This window comes from Methylomonas sp. LWB (assembly GCF_001856095.1).
GTDB lineage: Bacteria > Pseudomonadota > Gammaproteobacteria > Methylococcales > Methylomonadaceae > Methylomonas > Methylomonas koyamae_A.
Map to the genome: position 1 here is coordinate 149073 of NZ_MKMC01000078.1, position 21775 is coordinate 170847.

The window sequence follows — 21775 nt, forward strand, 5'->3', positions numbered from 1 at the left end:
GTATCGGGACAGGGGGCGCGATTGATCGGAATACGCCCCACAGCCCTCCGTGAACACGTCAACAACCATAGCCGCCGATGAACCAGTTGTCTAAAAAATAACCAATTTAACGGAAAATCATACGCATCAGTGACTTATCACCGTCATAAACGACTTAGCGACAGCGTTATCCACAAGTTTTGTGAATTTCTCGCGCTTATCCAAGGATGTTGAGCACAAGCTGGGAAAAATCGCGACTCCTTACTCGAATCGGCCATGCGGCCTAGGTTACAGGCCAATTTCAGTCTTTAAATTTCAGCAACTTATCAAAAACCCTCCGCCTTAAGCCCCGGCGCTGACCAATATTCGATCAATTTGATCATTTCTTTTATTTTTCAAAAAATTAGCCTCACACTAAACGGCTTGCCTACAGAGTTATCCACAAGTTTTGTGTATAACACCCCGTTCGACGTTGTCGCATTAAATGCCGCCGCCATACCCGTCGGCCAGCAACAGTCGTCGCAAGCGGTAGGCCCGGGCCGGGCCGACCAGCGCCGCGCTAAAATCAGCACCGGCGTCCAGCTCCTCGACCCGCCAGGCTTCGACCGGTCCGTATTCGTCCGGCACCTTGCGCAGCCCGCCGCCCGCCGTTACATCGAACTCGCAGAGCTCCACGCCCAGCGCGATTCCGCGACCGACTGCCTTGACGAAGGCTTCTTTCTTGGTCCATAAACGGTAAAACGCCGCGACGCGCTCGGACTCCGCCAAGCTCAGCCAAACCGCATACTCGTCTACCGAAAAACAGCGTTCCGCCAAGCCGGACAAATCTCTGGCTGGCTTGACCGCCTCGATGTCGATACCGATGTCGGCCGCGTCGGCGACCGCGATTAATAAGGCGTCGGCGGTATGCGAGACATTGAAGCCCGGCCCGCCGGACAAGGCCGGCTTGCCGAATTCGCCGACCCGGAAGCGCAATCCGGCCGGATCGCTACCGGTATAGCTGGCCAGGGTTTGCCGGAGCAAACCGCGCCCGACCACGTAGCGATCGCGCAAATGCGCAAACTTGAACGCGGCGGCTCTGGCGCGCTCGTCCGCGCTTAAGACCTCGGCCAGCCGAATCGTGACCGCTTCGGGCAAATCCAAACGCCCCTGCCAAACGTCAACGAAGCCGCCGTTCATCGGCGCCCGCCGGGTCGATGCGATACCGACTGCCCTTCGAGCGCCGCTGGCGATCTCGCCGATTTGCTTCTAGAGGTCAATGAGTCGGCCGGACTGCGCCTGTACCGCTGAGCGCTTTGCCGCTCGATTAAAAGGGTTTCGATCATCGTTATCCAACAGCCCAAAAACCGAAATTGTACGGCCAGCCGCCGTTAAAATCGACGCGCGGCGATTCCCTACCCGCACGACCTGAAAACGCGGAGCTTGCCGCGGGGCCTAAGCACGCTCGACCGTCATCCGATCGGTTTCTATATCCGTGCCGGGCACATTCACGTAAACTGCGGACTCAATTGATTTCCAACGGGGCGAGAATCATGTGGCTGCGAACCAGTTGCGACATCTGTTTTGAAGTTGGCGTTCCCACGCCGTTTATTCTAATGTTGCGGCCACGTAGCGGCGCGAATCAATGGATTTCCAGCGAGTTCTACACGATCAAGCCGACGGTTCAGGTTCTGGAATACACCGACGGTTACGGTAATCTTTGCCAGCGCTTGATCGCGCCGCCGGGGATTCTGTCTATCCATACCAACGCCGACATTCGCACCTCCGAACAAGTCGACGTCGCGCCCGGCGCGCCGTTCGAGGAAGTGCAAACCTTGCCCGACACGGTCTTGACCTATTTGCTGCCGTCGCGCTATTGCGAATCGGACCGCTTCATCGACCTAGCGCAAGAGATCGTCCGAGGTTACACGCCGGGCTACGACCAAGTGGACGCCGTCAATGGCTGGCTGCGCGCCAATATTCGCTTCAATCCGGCGGCCGGCCTGTCCCAACTTTCGGCGGTGGAAGTCAATCTGGCCGGCGAAGGCGTCTGCCGGGATTTAGCGCATCTGGGCATTGCCTTGTGTCGAGCTCTGTGCATCCCGGCGCGGATGGTAGTCGGTTACCTGTACGGCTTGCGGCCGATGGATTTTCACGCCTGGTTCGAAGCCTATGTGGGCGGCCGTTGGTATGCCTTCGATCCAACCCAGCGGGAACCGCGCGGCGGCCGCGTGATCGTTGCCTACGGTCACGATGCCGCCGACGTGGCCGTATTCACTCAATTCGGCCCGCCGCTATTTCCAACCCGGATGGCGGTCGGCGTCGAGCGTTTAGCCAACGCGCGGGAATGACGGCGTGCAACGGCTACGGATACAGCACGTTACCGAATATCTGTTTTCGCAGCCGGTCACGCTAAACTGTCATCGGCTGTTGCTGCGGCCGCGCGAAGGCCACGACGTGCGCATCGAATCGTCGCGGCTGGACATCAGCCCCACTTACGCCATCCAGTGGTACCGCGACGTGTTCGACAACTCGCTGGCTTTGGTGCGTTTTCAGCAAACCTCCAACCGGCTGCGCATCGGCAGCGACGTCGTCATCCAGCACTACGAAGATCCGGTACGCGACATCGGTGCCGACGACTTTCCTCTCGCCGGCCCTTTTGGCTACGAGGCAGGCGAATTAGCGGACTTGGCGGCCTACCAGCGGCCGATTTTTCAGCAGGACCAGCCCGCGTTGCAATGTTGGCTGCGCGAAATCGGCCTGAAAGTCCAGACGCTGAACGCGCTGAACTTGCAAACCACCTTGAACCGGGCCATACACGACAAATTCCAATACCGAATCCGTGAGGAAGCCGGCGTGCAATCGCCGCTCCGCACGCTGCATCTGGGCAGCGGCTCGTGCCGCGACTACGCCACGCTGTTTATCGAAGCCTGCCGCTCGCTGGGTCTGGCCAGCCGCTTCGTCAGCGGCTATCTGCACGCTCCGGCGACAGAAGCCGGCAATGCCTCGACCCACGCCTGGGCCGAAGTTTATTTTCCGGGGATAGGTTGGCAAGGCTTCGACCCGACCGTCGGCCAAATGACCGGAAACCGCCATATCGCGGTCGCCGTGGCCCGCAATCCGGAAACCGTGCCGCCGGTATCGGGCAGTTTCATCGGCCCCAGACAAATCTCGACTCGGATGTTGGTCAACGTACAAGTCAATTTGTTGCGCTGACCTCGATGCGCTCGGGTTCGATAAAGCGATCGCCGCTTGTCGCAAAACCGCCAATTTGTCGCGGCCATCGGCTACTCCACATCGCAGCGGGAACGTCTAAATCCCGCCTAGAAACCGCAATATTTACGCGGATTTAGAAGGTAAACACTTTAATTTCAAGCACTTAAATTCCAAAAAAAACCATCCAGCCGCTCGCGAAAATTGGCCGCGATTTTGCTAATTCCGATCTGTAAACACCCGGCTCGCCGCCAAATTGTCGGTTTTCTTACCGGCAAACGGCAATCCCCCAAACCGGGCCAGCTCTTCATTCCATTAAACCTAGAGAGAGGCAATATGTTCGAACACAAAAATTTAGACGGCCAATGGAACAAAACCATTCCGGCAACCGACAGCTTCGTTAATGGCGAGGTTCTGGAATGCCGCGACACCGTGGGCGAAGAACCCGCGAAAATCAGTCGCAAACAATACGCGGTGATCGGCGACTTGCTGGTCGAACGCTGCCTGCCGCCGGAGTCCATCGGCGACACCTGGGCGCACGACGTCGGACAGTTGCCCTGGTGGGGTGCGGTGATGAATCCGCCTCACGCCGGCATGATTGCCGACTTCAACAGTCTGAACGGCGGCCTGCAACGCCGGAATCTGGACGTCGCCCACCACGTGGTCGGATACGCCGCCGCCGGCGAAGAAATCACGTTGCTGAAAACCGTGTACAGCGTCACCCGCGCCAGCGATGGCAAGGAACTCAGCGCCCCGTCGATGTTGGAGTTGCGCAAACTGTATTACGCCTAAGTCCCGCGCGGCCCCTTCGGCGCTCGGCCGAAGGGGCCGCTGGCCTGTCTCCAAGCGGGCTCGATCCCGATAGACGTGCGATAGAAATACCCCCGCGCAAGACGCCTTCTGTCGCGGCTAATAGCCAATAGCCGTTCAGTCTCACCCTATGCCATCTTGAATTCCCGCCACCCTTTTGAACCCGACGACGCCTTCTGTCGCGGCTAATAGCCAATAGCCGTTCAGTCTCACCCTATGCCATCTTGAATTCCCGCCACCCTTTTGAACCCGACGTTGAGTTTGAGGGAATTGGGGAAAAGCGCTACCCACTTGAAAGCTTCCCGACAAACGGGATAAGCTAAAAAACCACGAATCAGGAAGATGCCCATGTCCAAGCCGATCGCCGCCGAATTGTTGGCCCTGCACCGAGACGAATTGCTGCGTTTCATCAAGCAACGGATCGATTGCCCGGAAACGGCATTGGATATCTTGCACGATTGCTTCATGCGCTTTTCCAACTACCTGGAGCGTCATCAGGTGCAAAACCCACGGGCGTTTTTGTACAAAATGGCGGCCAACCAAACCATAGACCACATCCGCCAGCAACGCCGCGCCGACGACCGGCGGATCGAGTTCGAGGCGTGGCCGGAATTGATCGATCCGGCGCCATCGCCGGAGGACACGATCGCCGCCCGCCAGCGTATGGCGATGTTGGAACGCATCATTGCCGAAATGCCAGAGAAAAATCGCCAGATTTTCGTGATGCGCCACATTCAGCATTTATCGTTCACCGAAATCAGCCAAGTCACCGGACTGGCCTATAACAGCATCTTCAAATATCTGAACGAAGCCCTATCGTTCTGCCAGAAACGCATGCCGGATTAAGCCACGATGTCGGCCGAATCAGAACACACCGATCCAACGGATGCCCGCCTCACCGGTGCGAACGGTTTCCCGGAGCTGCCGGCCGGCCCGGCCGACGAACAAGCCTTGTATTGGTTGACCTTGATCAGCTCCGGCGAGGCGAACGCCGGTCACCGGGCCGCGTTTCAAGACTGGCTGCGCGCCGATCCCACGCATCACGAAGCTTGGCGGCGGGCGCAAGCCTTGTGGCGGGACATCGCCCAACTGGGCGTGGCCGCGCCGATGGCTACAGCTACGATCAGCGACGCCCACCGTTCGCCTCGCAGATTCGGAATTCAACACTTGGGGCTGGCGGCCGGCGTTCTGGTCGCGGCGGTCTTGTCGAGCAACCAGCTTGGCCTCTGGCTGGCCGATCATCGCACCGCGCCTGGCCAACAGTTGGCCGTGGCGTTAGCGGACGGCTCGCAACTGTTGCTGGATACCGATACCGCCGTTTCGGTGCATTACAGCGACACCCGCCGGCTACTGGAGCTGCACCGCGGCAAGATCTGGTGCCGGGTCGCCGCCAACGCCGACCGGCCGTTCGAGGTAAGTACAGGGCAAGGCACGGTGCGCGCGCTAGGCACCGCCTTTGACGTCGCCGAACAAGACGACCGCACCGAGGTCACGGTTTACGAACATGCGGTGCGCATAGACTTGGCGAACGGCGCGCACCTGCCGATGTTGGCGGAAGGCACCGCCGTCGGCTTCGGGGAGGGTTTGGAACCGGTTAACGCCGAGGCCGACACCACTACCGCATCGGCCTGGCACCGACAACAACTACAGTATTTCAACCGGCCGCTTTCGGAAGTGGTGGCCGAACTCAACCGCTACCGGCGCGGCCGGATTTTTCTGGCCGAACGGGATTTGGAACAACTTCGCCTGAGCGGCATTTTCGACACCAGCCGTCCGGACGAAGCGCTGGCTCTAATCACCGAAAGCTTGGGCTTGCACGCCTACCAACTTGCCGGACGCTGGGTATTCTTGCGGCGCGGATAAGTCTTCCGCCAAAACGCCGGTTACGAGGTTTTCTCTCTCGCCGAGCAGCGCCTAAGGACCGGGGCTTCGACTCCGCTCAGCCACCGGTAACCCCTGTCAGCCCGCAGTGACTACGCTCAGCCAACGGCAACCCCCCTGTCAGCTCGCAGCGACTACGCTCGGCCAACGGCAAGCCCTCTCAGCCCGTAGCGACTACATTCAGCCAACGGCAAGCCTTCTCAGGCCGCGCGGCGGCTCAGTTGAGCCGGCGGCCCTATCAATCAGCCTGTGCGTCTCCTGGATCGAATAACTTGCGACTCTTCCAAACTCGAACAGCGCGCGAGTCCACAGCCTGATCCGATCGAATACGTCCCGTCACCGCCAACTTCCTCGCCGCGTTGAACCGAAACGTCGAACCGTTCCCTGAGCCCTAACCAAACAGTTCATTGATCGGAGCCAAACCGGTCGCTGAGCGGAGCCGAATCGTACGCTGAGCGGAGCCGAACCGTTCGCTGAGCAGAGCCGAACCGTTCGCTGAGCGGGGCCGAACCGTTCGCTGAGCGGAGCCGAAGCGTAGACCCGGCCGCATCCGCGTAATCCGCATCTCAACCCAAACACATCCCGCTAGAGCCGTCTCCCAAACCCAGCCGAATCGATCGAGCAAAAATAATTTGAAAATTCCGATTTTGCGTTTCGTCTTATTTCACAAGGACCAAGACCGGCTCTAAATAACCACGAATTTCGCAAAAGGAGTTTTTATGGATTTTTCGCCCCGCCTGCCGTTAAGCCTCGCCGTGGCCGCCGTTCTCGCCGCGCGACCGGCCGCCGCCGAACCGGTGGAATTCGCCATCCCCGCGCAGAGCCTGTCGCAATCCTTGTTGGCCTATTCGCAAGCCACCGGAATCCGCATCGCATTCAACGAAGAACTGACGCACGGTTTGCACGCCCCAGCCCTCGCCGGCCGCCTAGAACCGGAACCAGCCTTGAAACAATTGCTGAGCGGTAGCGGACTGAACTTTCGGTTTACGACACCACAGGCGGTGGTGTTGAGCCAGGATGCGCGCCATAAGCCCGGCGCCAGCCACTTAGATTTAGCGCCCGCCGCGATGCCACCGGTAACCGTATTGGGCACGCCGGTTTATGCCGCGGACGATCCCCACAATCCGGACTACGGCTTACCCAACACTCAAACCGCCACCAAAACCGATACGCCGATCATCGATACGCCGTTCTCGGTACAAGTGGTTCCGCGCGCCGTCATTAACGACCGAAAAGCCAATTCGCTGCAGCAAGCGGTGGAAACCGTCAGCGGCGTGGGTTTCATGCCCGTCGACGGTGGCGTTTACAACGTATTCGTGCTACGCGGCTTTGTCGGCGATTCGGCGGTTTTCCGGAACGGTTTGCGCTTGGAGGGATTTAACTTCGACACCGCCAATCTGGAGCGGATCGAGGTGTTGAAAGGGCCGTCGGCGATGTTGTACGGCCGTGGCCAGCCTGGCGGTTTGGTCAATATAGTCACCAAACAAGCCTTGGACCGCGACTACCATTCCATCGAACAGCAATTCGGTTCCTACGATTTCTATCGCACCCATTTGGATTTCGGCGGTCCGCTAAACGCCGACAAAACCTTGCTTTACCGCTTGAACATCGCCTATCAGGACAACAATTCGTTTCGCGATTACGTGTCGATGGAACGGGTATTGGTGGCGCCGACTTTGACTTGGCGGCCGTCAGACCGCACCGAGCTTAGTCTCGGTCTGGAGTTTCAAAACGACGACTTCCAACGCGACGACGGCATACCTGCCGTGCTTAATCGCCCCGCCAACATTCCCATTAGTCGCTTTCTCAACGATCCTAAAGACCCGCTGGACAATCAGGACCAGTTGGCGATCAATCTGAATTGGCATCATCAATTCGACGACAACTGGACTGTCCGCCATCATTTCATGGCGGTACCGCACAAAACCTATATGGACCGGGCCATCAAGCCGGTATTTTTGCTGGACGACAACCGTCGCGTGTTCCGGAACGGCGTCGGCCAGACCGACGATCAGGCGTTTTACGCATCGGACTTGTCGCTGACCGGCAAATTCCGGACTGGCGGGTTAAAACATGAGGTATTGTTGGGGTACGACTATTTCCAAAAGGAAAGCCTCTACCGCTTCCACGCCTTCGATACCTCGCCGTTCGCGGCGGTGGATATTTTCAATCCGGTATTTCCGGCGTTACCGGTCGACTTGGTGGATTTTGCGGGTTGGGGCGATTTTCGCCAAGTCAGCGTCATGAAGGACCGCTGGCACGGCGTGTATTTTCAAGATCAGATTCAGTTGCTGAACAACCTGTTTCTGACCGGCGGCGGCCGCCACGATTGGGCCGAGACTGGGCGGGGCGACAATTTTGCGGATTCGCTCAGCGCGGCGCAAGCCAATTTCAGTTACAACCGTACCGAACGTTTCAGTCCCCGCGTCGGCATATTGTACAAACCGTTGTCATGGTTGTCGGTCTTCGGCAATTTTAACGAGGCCTTCGGTACCAACAACGGCCGCTCGGCGGACGGCCGACCTTTTGCGCCGGAAACCTCCTCGCAATTCGAAGCCGGAATCAAGAGCGAATTTTGGGACGGCCGCCTGACGGCGAATTTGGCGTTTTATCACTTGGAAAAACGCAACGTACTCACCGCCAACACCCAAACCGTCACCGATTTGACCGATCAGTCCGCGATCGGCGCCGCGCGCAGCCGAGGTTTGGAGTTCGATCTGAACGGCAAACTGACCGACAATCTCAGCATCAACGCCGCCTACGCCTGGACCGACACCAAGATCACCCAGGACAACGACGGCAATCAAGGCCATCAACTGCCGCTGGCGCCGCGCCATTCCGGCAGTATCTGGACTCGTTACGAAGTGGATGCCGAACCACTGCGCGGTCTGAGCTTGGCAGCCGGCGCTTTCCTGGCGGACGTGCGACAGGGCGACAAGGAAAACAGCGTGCAACTGCCGGGGTATGTGCGGGTGGATAGCGCGATCAGTTACCGCTTTCGCGCGATGGGATCGACGATGACCGCGCAATTCAACGTCAACAATCTGCTGGACAAGATTTATTACGTCGGTACCGACGCTATCGATTCGGCGATTCCGCGCGCGGACATCATTCCGGGAGCGCCGCGCACGTTCCTGGGCTCGCTTAAGGTTGAATTTTAACCATGCCCCGCAACCGGTATTCTAATGTGATGGCAAACTTAAAATCGCTCGACCGAGCCACGTTCTTTCGACCGACTCGCCGCAAATCGATCCGGCTCCATTCTCGACTCCCCGGAACACGCGATTTTTGTGCGACTCCGGGCGTATCGCCAGCAAAGTGTCCTTACTCTGGTTTTTAAAAACGACGTAATTCTACTTTGTCAGATTTGTTCAAGACCGTCATGCCCGCCGGGAATCGGGCATCCAGTGCCATGGATGGTATGGCTTAAATCCGTCCTTGGAGTCTGGATTCGCTCCGCGCTCCAACGGGTCCGGCAATCCATGCCGGAACGACGTAGCACTAAGCAACCATCGTTGTAGGGAGGGACGAGGCAATGCTTTCGGCAAACCGGCAACGCCCCGGTTCGCCGGCATGTGTAACCAAGTCTCGCGGCACCGCTTTCGATACCACGAAGTGCCGCCGCAGTCGCGGAACGACTATTTCTCGAGCTTGGCCTTCAACCCGCTCAAACCGTCCTTGATAAATTGAGTCATGGCCCTGACGGCGGCTTCGTCGCTGAGGTTTTCCGGCGGGGTGTTGCCGGTGTCGCCGCGATAAAACCGGCTTTTCACGGTCACCACGCTACTGTCGGCGCCATCGCCGGGGGCGACTTTCAAATCGACGGTGTGCGAACTGGTCGGGAAGGCCTTGACGTTTTCGGCTTTCAAGCGATAGCTGTATTCGTGCTCGGGCTCGCTATAGTAATCCAGTTCCTCGACGACGCTTTCACCGTTTTGAAAGGTGAGTTTGCGGGTGCCGCCGCTAGCATTTTTGCCGTCGCCTTCGGCGGCTTTCAAATCGGGATGCCATTGGCCGATGTCGTCGAAATTTTTGACCGCTTCCCAAACCTTGGCGACCGGCGCCTGAATAGTGACGCTTTCCTTGGCTTTTTGCGGGGTCGGACCGTGCGCCAGAACGGAATTGGACAGTAGCAGCGCACCGAAGGAGAGTAGCAATTTTTGCATCGTAATGACCGGTAGTGGATAAAAGCCCGGCATTATCGACGGCGGCGACCTAGTCAGACTCGGGAACATATCCCGAGTTTTATCAGGTTTATTTCATTGTTTTTAACCTCAAACCGTCCAGCACCCCGGCCCGCCTCGCAAGATGCGTTAGACTTATCCGGTGCCGGTCGCGCAACCGCGCAAAAACAATTCGCAGGATTGCCGGACCCAAGCTTCGACCTGCGCCTCGTCCGGCGTCGGTTCCAGACCGAGTTGTAGGCGCTGAAAGCGCTCGTTGCGCAAGGCGCTGACGAACTGGCCGGCCAAAAACTCCGGGTCGCCCGGCCGAATTCGGCCCAGCTGCTGCTGCGTGGAAAAGTAACGGCTCAACAAGTCCAACGTGCGGCGCGGGCCATGCTCGTAGAATTGAATGGCGAGATCGGGAAAGCGCGGCGATTCGCCGATCAGAATGGCCCGCATCCTGACCACTTCCGGGCGCGATACCCGAAACAAGAATTGCGTGCCGAATTCGACCAGCGCCACCTCCGGAACTATGTCGCCGGCCAACGTGTCGATGATGCGGTCGCTGCAACGCTTGATCAACGCCCCGAACAAGCCGGCCTTGCCGCCGAATTCGTTATAGATGGTGCGCAGCGATACCCTGGCGTCACGAGCAATGGTTTCCATGGCCAAGTTGCCGTAGCCGTGTTCCAGGAATAATTGCAGCGCCGCGTCCAATACGCGGTCGCGGCTTTGTTGCTCAGCGCCCTTGGGGGGGCGTCCGCATTTCACCATCGGTAAAACCCAATAAATTCAGTTGACTCGAACCAAGATGATACCCTAGACTTAACGGTAATATGTATTACCGTTTTAGATAGCGCAGGAGCGTTAACCGCCATGACACGAATAAATCAGCCCTCGGTCCCGCCGGCAAAATCCGCCGTATTTTTCTCGACACCGTTCACGCCTGGCGTGCTGGCGCTACTGGCCTTGCTGCAGTTTTTACTCAGCGGTTGCGGCGAAACCGGCAATGCCGCCAATGGCGCGCCGCCGCCGGCCGCCGTCAAAGCCGCTCAGCCGCTGGCCCAGAGCGTCACCGAGTGGGACGAGTATACCGGCCGGGTCGAAGCGATCAGCTCGGTGGAAGTCCGTGCCCGAGTTGGCGGTTATCTGGAAAAGGTCAATTTCACGGCCGGCGCCAAGGTCAACAAGGGCGACTTGCTGTTCGTCATCGATGCCCGGCCCTATAAGGCCCAACTAAACTACGCCATCGCCGAACTGGAGCGCGCCAAGTCCAAGCGCGAACTGGCCAAGAACGACTGGAGCCGCGCCGAAAACCTGGTCAAGGCCAAGGCGATTTCCACCGAAGAATACGACACCCGCGCCAAAGGCTGGCGCGAAGCGGACGGCGCGGTGCAATCGGCCGAAGCCAACGTCTACGCCGCCCGCCTCAACGTCGAATACTGCGAGATCCGCGCACCGATCAACGGCCGAGTGGGCCGGGAAATGCTGACCGCCGGCAATCTGGTCACCGGCGGCGATGTAACGGTGTTGACCAACGTGACCTCGATCGATCCGGTCTATGTCTATGTCGATGCCGACGAGCAATCCTTATTGAAATACCGGCGCCAGGCCTTGCAACGCAAGCCCGGCGCGGCCGAACTGAAAGGCACGCCGGCCGAAGTGGCGGTAGCTGACGAATCCGGCTTCCCGCATCGCGGCCAGCTCGATTACGTGGCGCCGCAGGAGAACCGCGCCACCGGCACGATCGCCCTACGCGGCGTATTCGCCAATCCCGACGAACTGCTCAGTCCGGGCTTGTTCGCCCGGATGCGCGTGCAAGGCGGCGCGCCCTACGACGCGTTGCTGATACCCGATAGAGCCGTCGGCACCGACCAAGCCCAGCGCTTCGTATGGGTGATGAATCAGGAACAACAAGTCGAATACCGCAAGGTCACGCCGGGCGCGCGGATCGGTGAAATGCGCGTGATCAGCGACGGCTTGCGGGCCGGCGAGTGGGTCGTCGTCGAAGGCCAGCAAAAGCTGCGGCCCGGCGCCAAGGTTAATCCGGAACGCATCGCCCTGAACTCGGGACAAGGAACCTAAGCCATGGGAAATTTCACCCGCTTTTTCATCGACCGGCCGATATTCGCGTCGGTACTTTCGATCTTGATCGTGTTGGTCGGCGGCTTGGCGCTGATCGGCCTGCCGATCGCCCAATATCCGGAAATCGCCCCGCCGACGGTCGTGGTCAGCACCAGCTACCCCGGCGCCAACGCCAGCGTCGTCGCCGAAACGGTGGCGACACCGATCGAACAAGAGGTCAACGGCGTCGAGGATATGTTGTATATGTCGTCGAACTCGACCAACAGCGGCAACTTGTCTCTGACCATCACCTTCAAACCCGGCACCAATCTGGACAAGGCTCAGGTGCTGGTCCAAAACCGGGTTGCGTTGGCCGAGCCGCGCTTGCCGGAAGAAGTGCGCCGGCAAGGCATCAGCGTTAAAAAGCGCAGCCCCGATTTGAGTCTGGTCGTCAATCTGGTCTCGCCGGACAAACGCTACGACAGCGTCTATCTGAGCAACTACGCCCTGCTGCAAATCCGCGACACGCTGGCGCGTTTACCGGGTGTCGGCGATATTTTGGTGTTCGGCGCTCGCGATTACAGCATGCGTCTGTGGCTGAATCCCGAGCAAATCGCCGCCCGCAACCTGACTGCCAACGACGTAGTCAGTGCGGTCCGCGAGCAGAACGTCCAAGTCGCGGCCGGCGTGGTCGGCCAACAACCGGCGGCCGGCGAGACCGCTTACCAATATACGATCAGTACCCTGGGCCGCTTGACCGAACCCGAACAGTTCGGCGACATCGTCATCAAGCAGGACAAGAACGGCGAGATCACCCGTCTGAAAGACGTGGCCCGCATCGAGTTGGGCGCCAAGGATTACAACGCCGGCCTGTATCTGGACGGCGAACCCACCGTCGGTCTGGCGATGTTCCAACTGCCCGGCTCCAACGCGCTGGAAACCAAGGCAGCGGTGGTCAAGGCGATGGAAGAGTTGAAAACCCGCTTCCCCGAGGGCCTGGATTACATCCTGGTTTACGACACCGTGGTGTTCGTGCAGCAATCGATAGACGCCGTGGTCAAAACCTTGTTCGAGGCCTTGCTGCTGGTGGTGTTGGTCGTCATCGTGTTCCTGCAAAACTGGCGGGCGGCGGTGATTCCGCTGCTGGCGGTGCCGGTGTCGCTGATCGGCACCTTCGGCGTGATGGCCGCGCTGGGCTTATCGCTGAATACCTTGTCGTTGTTCGGTTTGGTGTTGGCGATCGGCATCGTCGTCGACGATGCCATCGTCGTCGTCGAAAACGTCGAGCGCCATATCGCCGAAGGCCTGCGCGCCCGCGAAGCCACCAAACTGGCGATGCGCGAAGTGGTTGGGCCGATTATCGCCACCGCGTTGGTATTGGTGGCGGTATTCGTGCCGACCGCCTTCATCACCGGCGTGTCCGGGGCGTTTTACAAGCAGTTCGCGCTGACGATCGCGGTCTCGACGGTGATTTCCGCGTTTAACTCGCTGACCTTAAGTCCGGCCTTGTGTGCGCTGTTGCTCGACCGCGCCCACGGCGACAAAGACTGGTTTACCCGTTTAGTGGATAAAACCTTCGGCTGGTTTTTCGTACCGTTCAACCGCTTTTTCGATCGGATCAGCGTCGGCTATTCCAAACTGGTCAGCCGAATGATCCGGACCACGGCGGTGGTACTGATCCTATACGTCGGCCTGAACGGCTTGAACTTCCTGGCCTTCGAAAAAGTGCCGACCGGCTTTATTCCCCAGCAGGATCAAGGCTATCTGATTCTGTACGCGCAGTTGCCGGATGCGGCGGCGCTCGGCCGCACCCAGGACGTCGTGCAAAAAGCCACCAAAATCATGTTGGAAACCGAGGGCGTCGCTCACGTCAACGCCTACGCCGGTTGGTCGATTCTGACCGGCGCCAACCAGTCCAACGTCGCGACGATGTTCGCCCGGCTGGACGGTTTCGACGCTCGCGCCGGCCGGCCCGACCTGCACGCCAGCAAATTGGTCAAAACCTTGGGTCAACGCTTGTCCGGCATCGGCGACGCCTACATCGCGGTGTTCGAGCCGCCGCCGATTCGCGGCATGAGTTCGGTCGGCGGCTTTAAATTGCAAATCCAGGACCGTAACAACGCCGGCATAGCCGCATTGCAGCAAACCGCCAACGAAATGATAGGCCAAGGCAATCAGCAACCGGGTTTGGTGGGCTTGTTCACCACCTTCAGGGCCGGCGTGCCGCAATTGTTCGTCGATGTCGATCGCGCCCGCGCCAAATCAATGGATGTGCCGCTAAGCGATATTTTCAATACGCTGCAAATTTATCTGGGTTCGCTGTATGTCAACGATTTCAACGCCTTCGGCCGCACCTACCAAGTAGTCGCCCAAGCCGACGCCGAGTTTCGAATGAAACCCAAGGACATCGCCGAGCTGAAAACCCGCAACCAGACCGGGGGTATGGTACCGCTCGGCGCATTGGCCAAGGTCGAGGAAATCAGCGGTCCTGATAAGATCACCCGCTACAACATGTATCCGGCCGCCGAAATCAACGGCGCTACCTTGCCGGGCGTCAGCTCCGGCCAGGCCATCTCGGTGATGAGCCAATTGTTGAAATCCTCGCTGCCGCCCGGCTTCGACTTCGAATGGACCGAGCTGAGCCTACAGCAAGTCTTGGCCGGCAACGTGGCGCTGCTGGTGTTTCCGCTCAGCGTCGTCTTCGTATTCCTGGCGCTGGCGGCCCAGTACGAAAGTTGGTCCTTGCCGTTCGCGGTCATTTTGATCGTGCCGATGTGTATCCTGTCGTCGATGACCGGCGTCTGGTTGGCCGGCATGGATAACAACATTTTCACTCAGATCGGTTTCATCGTGCTGGTCGGCCTCGCCAGCAAGAACGCGATTTTGATCGTCGAATTCGCCAAACACCGGCAAGAATCGGGACTTAACCGTTTCGACGCGGCAGTCGAGGCCGCCCGCATCCGTTTGCGGCCGATTTTGATGACCTCGTTCGCCTTTATCATGGGGGTGTTTCCGCTGGTCGTCGCCAGCGGCGCCGGCGCGGAATCCCGGCGCCTGTTGGGGACCGCGGTATTCAGCGGCATGATAGGCGTGACCGTGTTCGGCCTGCTGCTGACGCCGGTGTTTTACGTGACGGTGCAAGCGATCGCCCAGCGTTTGAAACCGACCCACCCCTCTAGCCCCGCGCAGGGAGAACACGATGCCTAAAGCGATTTTCTCAATAGTCTTGCGACCGCTACCCGCTTTGCTATTCGCCGCCTATTTGCCAGGCTGCGCGGTCGGCCCGGATTACCAAACGCCGACCACCGAACTGCCGGCCGGCTTCGCCAATGCCCAGGGTCCGCAGTTCGCCGCCGGCGATGTCGAAGTCCACTGGTGGACCTTATTCGGCGACAGCCAGTTACAGGACTTGGTCAATACCGCGGTTGAACACAATTACGACCTGGCGGCCGCCCGCGCCAATCTGGAACAAGCCAGGGCTTTGTACTTGGAATCCGGCCTAAATCTGTTGCCGACCGTGACTTCCCACGCCAATTACACCGAGCAAAAGCGCAGCACCTCGGCGCTGAACAACCGGGCCTTCGTACCTCGCGAGCTGAAGTTGTACAACATGGGTTTCGACGCGTCCTGGGAGCTGGACGTGTTCGGCCGGGTGCGGCGCGGCGTCGAGGCCAGCAACGACCAAACCGAGGCGGAGCAAGCCACGCTACGCGATGTCGGCGTCAGTCTAATCGCCGAAGTGGCGCGCAATTATTTCGAGTTACGCGGCTTGCAGCACCAGCTAGCCATCAACCGCGACAACGCCGAAAACCAACGCCAAACACTGGAATTGACTCAGGTTAGACTGATCAACGGCCGCGGCACCGAACTGGATACCAACCAAGCCGAAGCGCAATTAGCCAACACCCGAGCGGCGATACCCAATCTGGAAGCCGCGATCAGCCGGACTATCCACCGCTTGAGCGTGTTGACCGGACGCCTGCCCGATGCGTTGACCGGCGAACTGTCGCCGGACAAGCCGCTACCGACGGCGCCCGAGACGATTCAGATCGGCGACCCCGGCCAGTTGCTGCAACGTCGGCCCGACATCCGGATCGCCGAACGCAATCTGGCGGCGGCGACCGCGCAAATCGGCGTCGCCACCGCCGACCTGTTCCCGCGCGTAACCTTCGTCGGCAATCTTTCGCTGGAAGCCAGTACCTTGTCCAATGTCGTCGCGCCGGGGTCGGAATCGTATTCGGTCGGCCCGAAAATCAGTTGGGCGGCCTTCGATCTAGGCAGAGTCTACGCGCGGATCAAGGCCGCGGATGCCAGTAGCGAAGCCAGTCTGGCGCAATATCAGCAAACCGTGTTGCTGGCCCTGGAGGAAACCGAGAATGCGTTGGTCGCGTATAACCAGGAGCGAGTCCGCCGCGCCGAATTGACCACCGCCGCCAAAGCCAGCGAAAAAGCCGTCGAGTTGGCGCGCTTGCGTTACCGCGAGGGCGTCTCCGACTTTTTGACGGTGTTGGAAGCCGACCGACAACTGCTGGCAAACCAAGACCTGCTGGCGCAAAGCCAAACCGCCACCGCGACCGCACTGGCGGCGGTCTATAAGGCACTGGGCGGCGGTTGGCAGATCGTGCCGGACGCACAAGCTCAAACCGAAGCCGCGCCGCGAACAACCGCGCGATAAAGCGCTCTCGCGAATCGGCCGGCCGACGCTACGGCAAACGATCGGTAAGCCTGTGCTGACACGATGGCTGCGAAATCGACCTTCCAAGGTTGACGGCGTTCTCCCGTTCCATGCTACGAACGACCGGCCGAGCGACTTCTAACGCCTTGCCGGCGGCGCGACCGGTAGATCGACGTCCCCCATCGGCGACCCAAGGACTCGAACGCACCCTCGGCCGCCGTCCTTGCTGATACCCTGTAACCTTGTCCCTGATGAAAACCAGCGGCCAGCTAACATGAGTCAGCAATTCATTACGAGAACTACCTCTAAAAAAGTGCGGCATATCACGCCATGACTGCGTGATATGCCGCAGTTTCAGAATTTTTGACAACCCCCGATCGCTTGTAAGCCGCGTCTTACATGGCTTTCCGGGGTTGGCATAAGGATTGCCTAATGTATTAAGCGAAACAACGCCAAGGCTCCGATCAGCCGATCCTTGACAACCAAGATTCGCTTAAATTTATTTTGCAAAAAACAAGGGTAAGTCTTATGAAATCCGTATTAGCCAAAGCCATTGGATTGGTCATCGCCGGCACTGCTCTGAGCGGCTCGGCAGCCGCGTCCACAACGATGTACAACACCTTTACCACCACCGATACTTCCGCGACCGATGGCTGGACTCGCACGTTCGACGGCGCCGACGTTGACAGCGTGGCGACCGGTCCGGAAAGCCAAGGCAACAAAGGTACATTGGTACCCTGGGTAGGCACCACCGGCAATGCGCTGCCGTATAGTTACAGCGGCTCCTCTCACTTGAACTGGGCCGTGCAATTGAGCGGAGCAGGCGACAGCGCGGTGATTTCCGCCGCCGATTCCGCCAAGTACGCGGGTACCGTTACCGGCTTCACGCAAGCTGAAATCGACACCGGCGGCGGTGCCTGGAACGACAACGGCTTGAATGCGCAAGGCCAAGCCACTGTCAATGGCCCAACCGGTTGGAGACATCAAACCGACATCGGCCTGATCAGCTCCGACGTTACCCAAAAAGTTACGATCAACTTGTCCACGACCAATAGTTTGTTCAGCCGCTTCGGCGTCACCGTGTTCGAAGGCATGGATACCAATACCGGTAACTACAGCCACCACGGCTCCTGGAACTGCCCAGGTTGCACTCCGGCAAAACCCTTTACCGCCGAAAATCCGTTCGGCACCACCGGCCTGACCAATATCGGTCATAGCGACAACGTCACCGATACCATCGGCTACACCTTTATCGCCGAAGCCGGCAAAGTCTACTCGCTGTATCTGGGCGGCGTGGGTTTCGACCGCTGGAATAGCGGTGTCGCGGGCTACAAATTGGATCTTGCGACATCACCGGTACCAGTCCCCGGCGCCGTCTGGCTGTTCGGCAGCGCGATCGCCGGCATGATCGGCGTCAACCGCCGTCGCCTGTCGGCCGCTTGAGTTCTCTATAGGCGTTGCAGTTAACGGTAGCGCCTAGGGTCGCGCCACCCGAACACCGCGTTAACAAAAGCCGCCACGGATGGCGGCACCTTCAGCGGGCGGCCGCCCGGCCGGATCGGAAGCCGGCCCCGGCCGACTCCAAATTTACAGCAAGTGTTTGACAGCCTGTCTCTCCTCTTTTAGCTCCGCTTCGTTCAAGCGCAAGCGCTCCAAACTAAATTCGTTGAGATCAAGAGCCTTGACGATGCTAATCCGGCCGTCCGCGACGGTCACCGGAAACGAATACACCAAGCCTTCCTCGATACCGTAACTGCCGTCGGAGGCCACCGCCATGCTGACCCAGTCGTCAATCTCGGTGCCGTGCGCCCAAATCCGCATGTGTTCGATCGCCGCATGTGCAGCGGAAGCCGCGCTGGACTGACCTCGTACTTTTATCACTTCCGTGCCGCGATGTTGCACGGTCGGAATGAACTCGTTAACAAACCAATCGCGTTCCACCAGCGACAACGCATCCAGCCCCTTGACCTTGGCGTGATGCAAATCCGGATACTGAGTGCAGGAATGATTGCCCCAGACCATGACGTTTTTGATGTCGCGGCTGATCACACCGCACTTTTCGGCTAATTGCCCTATCGCTCGCTTGTGATCCAGCATCGCCATCGCGGTAAAGCAATCCGGCCCCAAGTCCGGCGCATTGCTGATCGCGATCAGCGCGTTGGTATTGGCCGGATTGCCGGTCACCAACACTTTCACGCGGCGACTGGCGTATTCGTTCAGCGCCCGGCCCTGCACCCGGAAAATCTCGGCATTGTCTTTCAACAGATCGGCGCGCAACATGCCTGGGCCGCGCGGTTTGGCGCCCACCAGAAACGCATAATCGATATTATCGAACGCGACCTTCGGATCGTCGGTCATGACGATTTTTTGCAGCAAGGGATAGGCGCAGTCGTTCAGCTCCATGACTACACCTTGCAAGGTTTGCATGGCCTGAGGCACTTCCAGCAAGCGCAACACGATGGGTTGCTCCGGCCCCAGCAATTCGCCGGACGCCAACCGAAACAACAGAGAGTAACTGATTTGGCCTGCCGCCCCGGTTACGGCAATATCGATGGGGGTTTTCATCCGCGGTCCTCGTTATTATTAGACTGTCATCCACGCGCCGAAGGGCGACTTTCGACTTTTCAATATGACATAAAGTATTTGGGCAAACAACTGCAATTCCCCGCCCCTAGCCGCCGTCGCCGTTTTCGAGCGGCACCGCCAACTTTCTGTATAATGGCCCGCCGGATTCCGCGCCGCGCCGCGTCTCTCTTTCCCGATACACAGGCAGGTTAATGAAAAAGTTGTTATTTCAATTCGATACCGATACCCATCCCTCCGTTTTCGATACCGTTGTCGCATACGACGGCGGCGCCGATCATGTCATCGGCCACGGCGGCCTCACCCCGGAAAACGTCGGGGCCTTGGTGGACGGCTGCATTTTTACCCGCGCCCCTAAAGACAAAAAATACACCGCGATTTTCATTGGCGGCAGCAATATGGAAGCGGGACAGAACTTGTTGGCGGCCGTGCAACAGCACTTTTTCCCCGGCTTTCAGGTATCGGTGATGCTGGACAGCAACGGCAGCAACACCACGGCGGCGGCGGCGGTGGCCAAAATCGCCAGTAGCGGCAGCCTGAAAGGCAAGAAAGCGGTCGTTCTGGCCGGCACCGGCCCGGTCGGCCAACGTGCGGCGGCGATGATGGCTCTGGAAGGCGCGCAAGTATCGATTACCTCCCGGCATATTTTCAACGCCGAAAAAGCCTGCTTCGCGATGAAGGAGCGTTTCGACGTTGACCTGACGCCGGTCGAGGCTGCCGACCTGGACGCCCGCGCCGAGGCGGTCAAGGATGCGAATATCGTGCTGGCCACCGGCGCGGCCGGCGTCGAACTGCTCAAGCCCGAGCATTGGCAAGACAATCCGCACCTGGAAATCCTCGCCGACGCCAACGCCACCCCGCCGGTCGGTATCGGCGGCACCGAAGTCATGGACCGAGGCGAATTGCGCCACGGCAAGATCATCTGGGGCGCCATCGGCTTCGGCACCTTGAAACTGGCGTTGCACCGCGCTTGCATCGCCAAACTATTCGAAAGCAACAAACAGGTCTTCGACGCCGAAATTATTTTCGACCTCGCCAAAGCGATGGCGTAAGCAGGCGCCGCCAGCCCATGCCGGCTCTTGCCAACCGCTTTCGCGCGCAAGCCTCCGAAATCTTTCGGGCCGGCGTGATCGCCGCCGATCCCCGGCTAGCGGTTCAGCGCCATCTGCAAACCGACGGCGAGCGCTTATTCTTAGGTCTGCGTAGCGGCAACTGGCGGCACATTCATTTGATCGGCTTCGGTAAAGCCGCCTGCGCGATGACCGATGCCGCCCAGGAAATCATCCCCCACGCCTGGCTGGCCGAGAAAGGCATCGTTGTCACCAACTACGATAACGTCGATCTGGTGAAAAACTGCCAGGTGTTCGGTGCCGGCCATCCATTACCGGACGCGTCGGGCCTGCATGCGGCCAAAACCGTCGCCGGACGACTGGCCCAAGCCCAGGCCGGCGAACTGGTGCTGGTCATGGTGTCCGGCGGCGGCTCGGCCTTACTGCCCTATCCGGCCGAATCGCTCACGCTGGCCGACAAAATCACCACCACTCAAGCGCTATTGGCCTGCGGCGCCGACATCCGCCAAATCAATTGCGTGCGCAAACACCTTTCCCGACTTAAGGGCGGCGGTCTGGCCAAGCTCGCCGCGCCGGCCGATTTGCATACCTTGATACTCTCCGATGTGCTGGGCGACGATTTGAGCGCGATCGCCAGCGGCCCGACCGTCCCCGACGACAGCACCTATGCCGATGCGATTGCAATCCTGGACTCGTTCGGCATCGGCCGGCAAATACCGCTCGCTGTCCAAAGCCATTTACAACAAGGCGCGCAAGGCTTGCACCCGGAAACCCCGAAAAGCGGCGACCCACTGTTTATTCGCACCAGCCACGCCTTGATCGGCGGCAACACGATTAGCGTCGACGCGGCACTACGGCGAGCCGCTGAACAGGGCTATCAAACCCAGCTTTACAGCACGCAATTGTGCGGCGAAGCCGGCGCCGTCGCCGAGCAATGGGCATTGAAAGCTAAAGCCATGATGACGCAAATCCGCCAACCGACCGCGCTGATCGCCGGCGGCGAAACCACGGTCACCTTGCAAGGCAGCGGCAAGGGCGGCCGCAACCAGGAACTGGCGCTGGCGTTCGCGATTAGCGCCGAGCGTATCGGTCTGGCAGCCGGCTGGACGCTGTTGAGCGGCGGCAGCGACGGCCGCGACGGCCCGACCGATGCCGCAGGCGCCATCGTCGACGGCGGCACCTTGACCAGAATTCGCGCGGCGGGTCTCGACCCGGCGGCACGGCTAGCCGATAATGACTCATACCCCGCGCTGCAAGCGGCCGACGATTTGCTGATTACCGGTGCCACCGGCACCAATGTGGCGGACCTGCAAATCCTGCTGCTGCATCCCAACGAATAACTCGAACCTGATTAG

General features: G+C 59.4%; 16 protein-coding genes. 12 read left to right on the forward strand and 4 right to left on the reverse strand.

The genetic code is table 11. The annotated features are described in order from the left end of the window. Nucleotides 1-459 precede the first annotated feature (459 nt). Nucleotides 460-1158, reverse strand: a complete 699-nt coding sequence (locus BJL95_RS21465) for a 4'-phosphopantetheinyl transferase superfamily protein (RefSeq protein WP_071160675.1) — start codon at nt 1156-1158, stop codon at nt 460-462. Nucleotides 1159-1511: 353 nt separating this feature from the next. On the opposite strand from BJL95_RS21465, the gene BJL95_RS21470 reads away from it, so the two are divergent. The 6 genes from BJL95_RS21470 to BJL95_RS21495 all read left to right on the forward strand — a co-directional run bounded on the left by BJL95_RS21470 (nt 1512) and on the right by BJL95_RS21495 (nt 9023). Further along, nucleotides 1512-2309: a transglutaminase family protein gene (locus BJL95_RS21470; protein ID WP_064026148.1), complete on the forward strand. Its 798-nt coding sequence runs from the start codon at nt 1512-1514 to the stop codon at nt 2307-2309. Between the two features lie 4 nt (nt 2310-2313). After that, complete coding sequence (locus BJL95_RS21475; RefSeq protein ID WP_064026146.1) at nt 2314-3174, forward strand: transglutaminase family protein; 861 nt, start codon at nt 2314-2316, stop codon at nt 3172-3174. Nucleotides 3175-3507: 333 nt separating this feature from the next. Beyond that, complete coding sequence (locus tag BJL95_RS21480) at nt 3508-3963, forward strand: hypothetical protein (protein ID WP_064026144.1); 456 nt, start codon at nt 3508-3510, stop codon at nt 3961-3963. A 366-nt stretch (nt 3964-4329) separates the two neighbouring features. Next, nucleotides 4330-4827: an RNA polymerase sigma factor gene (locus BJL95_RS21485; RefSeq protein WP_168030527.1), complete on the forward strand. Its 498-nt coding sequence runs from the start codon at nt 4330-4332 to the stop codon at nt 4825-4827. A gap of 6 nt (nt 4828-4833) precedes the next feature. Then, entirely contained in the window at nt 4834-5844 is a 1011-nt protein-coding gene (locus tag BJL95_RS21490) for a FecR family protein (RefSeq protein ID WP_064026140.1), read from the forward strand. A gap of 737 nt (nt 5845-6581) precedes the next feature. Continuing rightward, nucleotides 6582-9023, forward strand: coding sequence for a TonB-dependent receptor (locus BJL95_RS21495; protein WP_071160676.1), 2442 nt, complete (start codon nt 6582-6584; stop codon nt 9021-9023). A 477-nt stretch (nt 9024-9500) separates the two neighbouring features. On the opposite strand, the gene BJL95_RS21500 is transcribed toward BJL95_RS21495, so the two are convergent. Together BJL95_RS21500 and BJL95_RS21505 are read right to left on the reverse strand one after the other, a co-directional pair. Next, a complete protein-coding gene (locus tag BJL95_RS21500; RefSeq protein ID WP_071160677.1) occupies nt 9501-10028 on the reverse strand; it encodes an SRPBCC family protein in 528 nt (175 codons plus the stop codon). 153 nt (nt 10029-10181) lie between these two features. Beyond that, entirely contained in the window at nt 10182-10802 is a 621-nt protein-coding gene (locus tag BJL95_RS21505) for a TetR/AcrR family transcriptional regulator (protein WP_071160678.1), read from the reverse strand. Nucleotides 10803-10904: 102 nt separating this feature from the next. Between BJL95_RS21505 and BJL95_RS21510 the strand changes: the two genes are divergently transcribed. The 4 genes from BJL95_RS21510 (at nt 10905) to BJL95_RS25340 (ending at nt 18210) form a co-directional block, all read left to right on the forward strand. Beyond that, nucleotides 10905-12113, forward strand: a complete 1209-nt coding sequence (locus tag BJL95_RS21510; protein ID WP_083386200.1) for an efflux RND transporter periplasmic adaptor subunit — start codon at nt 10905-10907, stop codon at nt 12111-12113. 3 nt (nt 12114-12116) lie between these two features. Next, the gene (locus tag BJL95_RS21515) at nt 12117-15299 is read left to right on the forward strand and encodes an efflux RND transporter permease subunit (RefSeq protein ID WP_071160679.1); all 3183 of its coding nucleotides are present in this window, start codon (nt 12117-12119) and stop codon (nt 15297-15299) included. Further along, nucleotides 15292-16767 (forward strand): efflux transporter outer membrane subunit, encoded by a 1476-nt coding sequence (locus BJL95_RS21520; protein WP_083386201.1) that lies wholly within the window; start codon nt 15292-15294, stop codon nt 16765-16767. Before BJL95_RS21515 ends, BJL95_RS21520 begins: the two co-directional genes overlap by 8 nt. A gap of 528 nt (nt 16768-17295) precedes the next feature. Then, entirely contained in the window at nt 17296-18210 is a 915-nt protein-coding gene (locus tag BJL95_RS25340) for a hypothetical protein (RefSeq protein WP_064025621.1), read from the forward strand. A 144-nt stretch (nt 18211-18354) separates the two neighbouring features. Here BJL95_RS25340 and BJL95_RS21530 read toward each other — a convergent pair whose 3' ends face one another. Then, nucleotides 18355-19332, reverse strand: a complete 978-nt coding sequence (locus BJL95_RS21530; protein ID WP_071160680.1) for a malate dehydrogenase — start codon at nt 19330-19332, stop codon at nt 18355-18357. A gap of 212 nt (nt 19333-19544) precedes the next feature. On the opposite strand from BJL95_RS21530, the gene BJL95_RS21535 reads away from it, so the two are divergent. Together BJL95_RS21535 and BJL95_RS21540 are read left to right on the forward strand one after the other, a co-directional pair. Further along, nucleotides 19545-20402: an NADP-dependent methylenetetrahydromethanopterin/methylenetetrahydrofolate dehydrogenase gene (locus BJL95_RS21535; protein WP_064025617.1), complete on the forward strand. Its 858-nt coding sequence runs from the start codon at nt 19545-19547 to the stop codon at nt 20400-20402. A 17-nt stretch (nt 20403-20419) separates the two neighbouring features. After that, a complete protein-coding gene (locus tag BJL95_RS21540) occupies nt 20420-21760 on the forward strand; it encodes a glycerate kinase (RefSeq protein WP_071160681.1) in 1341 nt (446 codons plus the stop codon). The last annotated feature ends 15 nt before the right edge of the window (nt 21761-21775 follow it).

Bases quoted from the DNA above. Each gene is read 5' to 3' on its own strand.
- BJL95_RS21490 (WP_064026140.1), top strand. From the start codon at position 4,834: ATGTCGGCCGAATCAGAACACACCGATCCAACGGATGCCCGCCTCACC.
- BJL95_RS21470 (WP_064026148.1), top strand. From the start codon at position 1,512: ATGTGGCTGCGAACCAGTTGCGACATCTGTTTTGAAGTTGGCGTTCCC.
- BJL95_RS21540 (WP_071160681.1), top strand. From the start codon at position 20,420: ATGCCGGCTCTTGCCAACCGCTTTCGCGCGCAAGCCTCCGAAATCTTT.
- BJL95_RS21480 (WP_064026144.1), top strand. From the start codon at position 3,508: ATGTTCGAACACAAAAATTTAGACGGCCAATGGAACAAAACCATTCCG.
- BJL95_RS21485 (WP_168030527.1), top strand. From the start codon at position 4,330: ATGTCCAAGCCGATCGCCGCCGAATTGTTGGCCCTGCACCGAGACGAA.
- BJL95_RS21535 (WP_064025617.1), top strand. From the start codon at position 19,545: ATGAAAAAGTTGTTATTTCAATTCGATACCGATACCCATCCCTCCGTT.
- BJL95_RS21530 (WP_071160680.1), bottom strand. From the start codon at position 19,332: ATGAAAACCCCCATCGATATTGCCGTAACCGGGGCGGCAGGCCAAATC.
- BJL95_RS21520 (WP_083386201.1), top strand. From the start codon at position 15,292: ATGCCTAAAGCGATTTTCTCAATAGTCTTGCGACCGCTACCCGCTTTG.
- BJL95_RS21515 (WP_071160679.1), top strand. From the start codon at position 12,117: ATGGGAAATTTCACCCGCTTTTTCATCGACCGGCCGATATTCGCGTCG.
- BJL95_RS21500 (WP_071160677.1), bottom strand. From the start codon at position 10,028: ATGCAAAAATTGCTACTCTCCTTCGGTGCGCTGCTACTGTCCAATTCC.
- BJL95_RS25340 (WP_064025621.1), top strand. From the start codon at position 17,296: ATGAAATCCGTATTAGCCAAAGCCATTGGATTGGTCATCGCCGGCACT.
- BJL95_RS21505 (WP_071160678.1), bottom strand. From the start codon at position 10,802: ATGGTGAAATGCGGACGCCCCCCCAAGGGCGCTGAGCAACAAAGCCGC.
- BJL95_RS21510 (WP_083386200.1), top strand. From the start codon at position 10,905: ATGACACGAATAAATCAGCCCTCGGTCCCGCCGGCAAAATCCGCCGTA.
- BJL95_RS21465 (WP_071160675.1), bottom strand. From the start codon at position 1,158: ATGAACGGCGGCTTCGTTGACGTTTGGCAGGGGCGTTTGGATTTGCCC.
- BJL95_RS21495 (WP_071160676.1), top strand. From the start codon at position 6,582: ATGGATTTTTCGCCCCGCCTGCCGTTAAGCCTCGCCGTGGCCGCCGTT.